A 7,874-nucleotide genomic window follows, 5' to 3' on the forward strand; every position below is an offset into this window, starting at 1 on the left:
GAAGAATAATTCTGCATTTATCTTGTCCTTAGAAGATCTATCCAGAAAATCTTTATTACAGGCAACAGTAAAACAGCTAAGCAAAGCAATAACTGCAATAATATATAACCTCTTCATCTTATGATTATTTATAGCCATTTTATAAATCGTTTATAGTGTTAAAAGAACGCCTATGGAGTAAGTTTTTGCAATTGGCCAATCAGTAGAGCTAGAGCGGCCTACAGCATCTTTTGGCTCGTTGAACCCAATACCAGATCCTGCTTGTTCCGGGTCCATATATTTAGTTAACCCTCCAAATGACCATGTAAACATGTTCTCCCCCGAAAAATATACACGAAGTCTCTGTACATTAACTTTCTGAGTAAGCTTTTGCGGTAATGTATACCCAAGCATAATATTTTTGATACGCAAATAACCAAGGTTGGTTAAATAATAATCATTAACAGTAGCTAATGAGCGGGTATCACTTTGTGCGGCATAGGCCCGTTCTATCTGTGGATATTTTCCTCCCGGATTTTCTGGCGACCAGGCATCTTTAAATAAATCCTTTCTTACAAAAGACAGATAAGGACGGTAATAAGACCCCCAGTAGAGATGTCCCGTTGGATACCAATCCTGACGTACTACACCTGCTCCGGCCATAGATAAATCAAACCCTTTCCAATCTGCACCGAAAGAAAAACCAAAAGGAAATTGTGGCATGGCATTTCCTATCGGCCTAATATCCCCATGATTTTCTAAAGTATAATCACCTTTGTTAATGGCACCATCTCCATTCAAATCCAGAAATTTAATATCTCCCGCTCTTAAACCTTTCCAGGCTGCATTTTGTACCACATTCATGATATAATAATATACCTGACCAAGGTCTTTAGTTGGGTTGGCAAAAGAATTCATATAAGCAATTGCCTCTTGATCTGACTGAAATTGCCCAGCAACACGGTATCCCCATATTTGTCCAAGCTGCTGTCCCTCCCATAAAGTACTCATGATACCATTGGGGTTAGGATATTTTGTAATAACTCCGTTGAAATTATACACACTTGCTGTCGCTCTGATATTAAGCGAAGAACCACTGAGCTCAAATTTGTCGTTATAGCCAAAACTAAGCTCGAACCCCCTGTTGCGTAAACTGGCAATATTTTCTTTAGGAACAGCTGCTCCAAAAACAGCTGGTAAAGGTTCTCCTGGCAAATACATTCCCGATGTGCTCTTCTCATACCAATCAAAAGAGGCCGTTAATTTGTTTTGAAGAAAGCTTAGATCTGTACCTACATTGATTGTTTTCGTCTTTTCCCAGCTTACTACGCCTGGCAGAGGTGAAGGTAATCCCGCATAATTCAATTTAGAGCCATTAACTAACCATGGTCTTTGCCCCAGACCTATAGTTTGCGTAAAAGTATTAAGCTCTACATTTTGATTTCCGAGCTCACCATACGAAGCTCTTATTTTAAAGGAGTTTACAATGTTTTGTATAGGCTTCCAGAATTTCTCGCGGCTTAAATACCATCCTCCGGATACTGATGGAAAGAACCCCCACCTGCTTTCACTGGGAAAACGTGAAGAACCATCGTAACGAGCATTTACCTCTAATAAGTATCGGTTTTTATAATCGTAATTAAAACGTCCGAATATACCTTGTACTGCCCAAACACTTGCAGAGCCATCACCCCTCAATAGCTCAGTTCCCAGATTAAGATTTGCTAAATCATTATATAACAAACCACCCTGTTCTGTTACAATATTATCAGATTCATATTCTTCCTGATTATATCCTAACATCAATTTAAAATGATGATCTCTGGCTACATCTTTCCTATATGTTCCGTAAATATTAAGTGCGTTGTAATAATTCCGGTTACGATCTTCTGTAAGGCGGTTAACACCTACAGTTTCCATATGTGCATCAGAACCGGTTAACTGCGAAAAGGTATTCATCCTTGTCGTATTAGCGATATGGTTGATTCTATTACTATAATCAAAATTCAATACCATACCTTTCAAAGGAGTCGCCCTGGCACTAAATGTATTAATTAGCTGTTCTGAATATAAACGCATCCAATTACTCTTATCTTCCAGAGCAGCATGTGCTCCTCCACCGGTAAAACTGAAAGGCACACCATTAATTTTGTTTGGATGAAAAGCGTGTAGATGTTGCCATGCACTACCACCAAAGACGTTTCCAAAATCTGTCCTAAATCCTCCATACTCCTTTTGGTCACTAATTGCAAAGCGTGTATCATTAGTTATTTCTAACCACTTGGTAGCCTGAAATGTTAGTGTAGCCTTTGCATTATATTTGTTTAGTGGAGCGTTAACAATATTTTGGATACCGCTTGTTTTAAAGTATCTGCCAGATAAATAGCCTTTTAATTTATTAGATCCACCAGAAAGAGAAAGGTTATGTGTCTCCGTAGGTTGCCATTTTCTAAAAAGATAACTATACCAGTCAGTACTTGCAAAAAACTTGTAAGTACCATCAGGCTGTAACTCCCTGAAGGGTGCTAATTCTCCAGCAGCGACTTTTCTGAGTTTTTCCCAGTCTTCTTCACTGGTATAACCAGTATAGGTTGTTCCATTATAAGCATTAAGTCCGGCATCGGCATTTTTAGCAAATAAATATGGGTCTGAAAGAAAATCTCTGCGAGCTGTTGGTGTAGATGTTCCAAAATTATTGGAATAATTTAAGGTCATCTCGCCTTCTTTTCCTTTTTTGGTAGTGATCAGGATAACTCCAAATGCACCTCTTGCACCATATATTGCAGAAGACGCCGCATCTTTTAACACAGTAACATTTTCTATATCAATTGGATTCACACGGTCGATATCGCCCTCTATACCATCTATCAATACCAAGGGCTTACCACCATTAATCGAGTTGAACCCTCTAATATTAATATCTGGATTTGATCCCGGGTTCCCATTATTTGATTGAATATTTAAACCAGGAAGCAGGCCTTGCAGTGAAGTTGCAATATTCGCTACAGGGCGCAACTCAAGATCTTTCGAGCTGATTTGCTCTACTGCACCTGTAAGATTACTTCTTTCCTGCGTTCCATACCCAACCACTACAACTTCATTCAGTTTGGCCATGTCTTCACTTAATGCTATGGTTATTTGTGTACGACCATTAACAGGTATTTCTTTTTGTGCAAAACCGGTATAAGAAACTATCAATATAGCATCGACATCAAGGTTTTTAACACTAAAATCACCGTTTGTATCTGTCATCAATACTTGGGTCGTATTTTTTACACGAATAGTAGCTCCCGGAAGTGGCTCTCCTTTTTCATCAGTTACTTTGCCTTTTATATCGATAGGCAATGAAACTGGTGATTTCTTTTCACTAATTTTTTTAACAATAATTGTTTTATCTTCTATAGAATAAACAAAAGGTTGCCCATTAAATGCCTGTTCAAGAGCCTGTTGCAAAGTCACATTTCTTAGGTTAACATTGACAGGTCTGGCATTTTCAATTTCCTTATATTTATAAAAGAAAAAATATCCACTTTGCTTTTCTATCGCAGAGAAAATCCTCTCAAGGGAAACATTACTACCCGATAAGCTTATGGTTTGGGAGCGTACTCCCGAAGCGCTGAGCTGTAGGCTTACTACAGTTATTAATAAAGCGGTCAACTTCATAACACGTAGAATTTGAACAATAGGTAAAGTACTTTTAAAACCGACTTTACCATATAAAGTAAATTTCATACTATTCAATGGTTTAGTTATTATTCATGATTCGTTCAAAGGATGTTTACATTTTAACTTTTCAAAAAAGTGTTTCCCCACTTCTTAAACTTAAAAAGCTAAGCCGCAACTAAAGAATTTATATTTCTCTCATATACTTAATATTAAGGGCGCATTTTATTCGATTTTACAATAGGTAGGAATTAATAAATGGAGCCAGTAATCTATATCCATCTGCATTAGGGTGTACTCCATCACTAAAAAGCGACTCATTAATTTTACCGTTAGTCCCTAATAGTAAATCACCGGCATTGACATACTGTAATTTTAGTTTCGTTGCTATTTCTACAGTACGATTATTAAGGGTAGCAATGCGAGATTCGTAATTTCTGCGGGGAAGTATCCCCATTAAAATGACCTTTGCATCTGGTTGATGACGTTTTACAGATTGTAATAAAAAATCTAAGCCTTCAATAATTTCGTCATCTGTATTTACAGACAGATTATTTGTACCTATAAGCACTACAATATGCGTAGCGGCGTATCCATCCAGTTCCCCATGATGTACACGCCATAATGCATTTTCTATCCTGTCAAAACCGAAGCCCAGGTTTCTTACATCTTTAGGTTTAAAATGTTGGTTCCAGGAATCTGCTCCCCTCGTAATTGGCGCGGTAGGTTCGCCTCCCCAATAATGTAAAATAGAATTTCCAATAAACACGATTTTTGGAGGTCTCTGCTTATTTAAAGCTAAAACTTCCTGATGCCGGACAGCCCAGGTATAAGTAGAAGCATCTCTTGTGTGTGTCACAGGTATTGTTGTCGAAATATTTCCTATTGGATCTTCTATAGATTCTTTTGGTACCTGAATTTCTGTCTCTTTAGAATCAGTGCTTTTTTGTTTGGCAGCATTGCCTTTTTCACAAGCTGCAATTAAAGACAGCCATATAAAAGACAAGAATATTTTCATTTTTGCATATGTCATAACTGTATCTATTTTTTTGAATAAAGCCATAGTACTTATAATTCACATCAGGCTATTTTATTAACTAACTGCCCATTTGCAGAGTGGAGCCAATGCTAACTTAATATTAAGTGCACTTCAACTCCATTCTCTTACAATCATTTCCTATCTGTTAATCTATTAGCTCTATTTTTCCGTACGAACAATGCGGCGAATAGCCTGATTATTATAGCCGGCCACATAGATATTGCCTGTTTTGTTATCTACTACCAAATCGGTTGGATAATCATACTTAGACGAGGTTCCGTCTACATGTCCCGCTGTTCTGCCCGAATCGCCACCTATTGTAGTCCATATACCTTCCGGACTCATCATGCGAATAACATTATTTCCTGCATCGGCCACATATATAGCCCCGTCTTTGCCTGCACTAATGCCCCAGGGATGAGAAAACCTGGCACTTTCACTCGGACCATCTGTATAGCCCGCACTTCCACCCGCAATAGTAGTTACTACACCTGCAGGAGTAATTTTACGAACGCGATGATTTCTACGGTCTGCTATCAGAAGGTTTCCGTCTTTATCAATAGTTACACCCGAAGGATCATTTAATTGTGCTTCTGTACCGATACCATCTTTATAGCCTCCTGAACCATTACCGGCAAGTGTAGAAACGGTACCATTTGTTGAAATTTTACGGATTCGGTGGTTTCCGGATTCGGATACATAGATGGTACCATCAGCAGCTACAGCAACGTCTATCGGATTACTAAATTGAGCTTCTGCGGCAGGTCCGTCTTTAAAACCTTTGGTACCATCGCCTGCAACAGTAGTTACCATACCCGTAACAGCATCTATTTTACGGATTTTTTGATTGTCTCTATCTGTTACATAAATATTGTCCTGAGCATCCACAGCTACTTTTAAAGGGCTAAAAAATTTTGCTACGCCAAAACCTCCGTCATTCGCTCCTTTTTCTCCAACAACACCCGCTATGGTTGATACCTCACCTGCAGGGGTTATTTTACGAATAATCTGGTTATCTCTGTCCGCAACAAAAATATTGCCTTTAGAATCCATATCCACACCTTCGGGAAGGTTGAACTGTGCACTTGCCGAGTTTCCATCCTGATAACCTTTTACTCCGCTTCCGGCAAAAGTTTCACTTATATAAACATATACCGGAATTCTAAGAATTGTAAATTCTGGACCAGTTACTGTTTTTGAAACAACCCTTACTGTTACAGGCCCTGTCTCCGCATTTTCGGGGACTTCAACCTGAATAGTTGTTTTATTTACCGATATAATACGGGCTGTAACACCATTGATTGTAACTTCGTTTTCTTCTTTTTTGGCACTAAAATTATCTCCCGTAATTGTAAAGACTGAAAGCGGACCACCCTGTGTGGGTGAGATTGTGGTAATTACAGGGTCTCCTAATATAATTTCTTCTTCGGGCGGGTCTATAATACCTGGATTAACCTTTTCTTTTTGACAAGACAACAGTATTAGCCCCATTACCGAATACAATAGAATTTTTCTCATGATGATTTTTATTAACGGTTTATAGATTAATTAAAAGCTTACACTTTATCAGCTTTTCTTCTGCTTATGGCTCTTAGGATGAAATAGAATCATCTATGGAGATTTAGAAACTCCTGTTAACCACTATCTTGTTCAATATGCCAGTTTTTCATACCTTTACGTTGAGTTTGTTATTATTATGATTCGTTCAAAATTTAATCTTAACTAACTTTATGGCCAGAAGTGTTTCCCCATTTCTGGCTTTTTTATTTACTATCAGAGTTAATCGCTAACAGTTACTTTACGCCCCTCTATTTTGAAATTAACTTCACTTAATTTTAAGATCTTCAAGGCTTGAGATAGTGTTACACCGCGCCTTATTTTTCCTACAAATTCTTCTTTCGGTATATCACCTTCATATACTACTTCTATATCATACCATCTTTCGAATTTTTTCATAATATCCTGAATACTTTCACGGCTAAACTGGAAGTAACCATTTGTCCAGGCAACAGTTTCTTCAAGATTAGCCTCTTGCACTTTAATGTCATTGTTTTTTGCTATCCTGGCTTGCTGTCCAGGTCTAAGGATAACAGATTTGCCAATTGATGCAATACCCACTTTTACAGAACCTTCTAGCAAAGTGGTCTTATAATTTTGTTCATCTGCATAAGCCATTACATTGAAATGTGTGCCCAATACTTCTACGACTGTATTCCCCACTTTTACTTTAAAAGCCATCTTCTTATTCTTTGCCACTTCAAAATAGGCTTCTCCTTTTAGTTCGACATTTCTTTCTGTTCCATTAAACTCAGCAGGAAATTCTAAAGAAGACATTGAATTAAGCCACACTTTCGTTCCATCTGGCAGGATTAGCTGATATTGCCCACCTTTAGGTGTTGTAATGGTATTAAGAACTTCTTTCCCTATAGTTTCTGAATGCGCAGTCGACTTCCTTATATAAACTAGCTGGCCGTCCTCTGTTTTCCTGACAATAGTATTTTTCTGTTTAGCCAGTTCTCCATTAGCCGCATCATCCAACGATATAGTTGTACCGTCTGCAAGTGTTAATACCGCTTTATTGCCACCAGGCAGAATATCTTGTTGTTGCGTAACTGCATTATTTGTCTCTTTATGATATAATATATAAAGTGTAGCAGAAAAACCCAGTATCACAATAGCTGCCGCTGCAACCATCCACTTCTTTAATAGCGATTTTTTTGGTTCTTTTTTCGCTATTTCCTGAAGAATATTAGAATACAAGCGTTTGCCTACAACTTCCTGTTCTCCCATTAAGTTATTATCCCATTTTTTATGCTTTTGTAAAGCTTCGTAATAAGCAAAAAGGCGTTGTTCTTCGGACAGGGATGTCTTAGATTCCAGGTATTTATCTACCAATATTTTAAATTCTTCCTTTTTATTCATAATGTTCTTCTATTGTATGTTCCCAAAATAGCAGCCCCACCCCCAAAGAAGGAAAAATATTTTTAGGATTTCGTAAATACACTTTAAACCTTATTTATTAATGGCTTGAAGGTAGGAAATACTAACGTTGTATTACTCTAATGGTGAGGTTAAGTCCTAAAAGAATCAGCATCATTCTGATCCCACTTTGAGTGCGGGAAGAATCTCATAGCCAGGTACGCCACTCTTAATAATAGGACACTCTGTTATTAATAAGATACCACATTAAGAC

Annotated in this window: 4 protein-coding genes; all 4 read right to left on the reverse strand. The window is 37.8% G+C overall.

Translation table 11 applies throughout. The annotated features are described in order from the left end of the window. Nucleotides 1–150: 150 nt before the first annotated feature. The 4 genes from ABWO41_RS13165 to ABWO41_RS13180 all read right to left on the reverse strand — a co-directional run bounded on the left by ABWO41_RS13165 (nt 151) and on the right by ABWO41_RS13180 (nt 7,603). A complete protein-coding gene (locus ABWO41_RS13165; protein WP_353138752.1) occupies nt 151–3,711 on the reverse strand; it encodes a TonB-dependent receptor in 3,561 nt (1,186 codons plus the stop codon). Between the two features lie 166 nt (nt 3,712–3,877). After that, nucleotides 3,878–4,705, reverse strand: a complete 828-nt coding sequence (locus tag ABWO41_RS13170) for a GDSL-type esterase/lipase family protein (protein WP_353138755.1) — start codon at nt 4,703–4,705, stop codon at nt 3,878–3,880. Nucleotides 4,706–4,840: 135 nt separating this feature from the next. Continuing rightward, a complete protein-coding gene (locus ABWO41_RS13175) occupies nt 4,841–6,199 on the reverse strand; it encodes an NHL domain-containing protein (protein WP_353138758.1) in 1,359 nt (452 codons plus the stop codon). Nucleotides 6,200–6,460: 261 nt separating this feature from the next. Beyond that, entirely contained in the window at nt 6,461–7,603 is a 1,143-nt protein-coding gene (locus ABWO41_RS13180) for a FecR family protein (protein WP_353138761.1), read from the reverse strand. Nucleotides 7,604–7,874: the final 271 nt, after the last annotated feature.

This window comes from Pseudopedobacter sp., assembly GCF_040392825.1.
GTDB lineage: Bacteria > Bacteroidota > Bacteroidia > Sphingobacteriales > Sphingobacteriaceae > Pseudopedobacter.

Bases quoted from the DNA above. Each gene is read 5' to 3' on its own strand.
- ABWO41_RS13165 (WP_353138752.1), bottom strand. From the start codon at position 3,711: ATGAAATTTACTTTATATGGTAAAGTCGGTTTTAAAAGTACTTTACCT.
- ABWO41_RS13170 (WP_353138755.1), bottom strand. From the start codon at position 4,705: ATGGCTTTATTCAAAAAAATAGATACAGTTATGACATATGCAAAAATG.
- ABWO41_RS13175 (WP_353138758.1), bottom strand. From the start codon at position 6,199: ATGAGAAAAATTCTATTGTATTCGGTAATGGGGCTAATACTGTTGTCT.
- ABWO41_RS13180 (WP_353138761.1), bottom strand. From the start codon at position 7,603: ATGAATAAAAAGGAAGAATTTAAAATATTGGTAGATAAATACCTGGAA.